The organism is Vibrio sp. S234-5, assembly GCF_000960595.1.
Classification (GTDB): Bacteria; Pseudomonadota; Gammaproteobacteria; order Enterobacterales; family Vibrionaceae; genus Vibrio.
Window position 1 is genome coordinate 1 of record NZ_JZAM01000092.1, and the last position, 370, is coordinate 370.

The following is a 370-nucleotide window of genomic DNA, read 5'->3' on the forward strand; positions in this document are numbered from 1 at the left end:
CAATCGACATTGATGAGAGGACGAAGTTCTTCGAGATATTCATTGAGAGAAAACTGCATTATTGCCCCCTAAACAAACAAGTTCATGACTAGCATTGCGCCAAATGCGTTCAATACGGAAATCGCAATCATGATTGGGATGTAACGACCTTCAGTACCGATAGGTCCCATAATTCGACCCATGTACTGAACCTGTGAGCCCATTAGGTAAATTGCAGGTGCAAGAATCGCGATGTGCGTACCGTTCAAGATGCCTTGGTCAAACAATGTGATAACCACGCCAACTGCGCCGCCCATCGACATCCAAGCACCAATCAGCACCGCAGCCGCTTCACCTGGCAAACCAAAAACCGCCATTACTGGAGAAAACA

1 pseudogene is annotated in these 370 nt (G+C 47.0%); it reads right to left on the bottom strand.

The window, feature by feature from the left end:
- Positions 1-68: 68 nt before the first annotated feature.
- A pseudogene (locus tag UF06_RS03620) lies at positions 69-370 on the bottom strand (hypothetical protein); the annotation flags it as partial.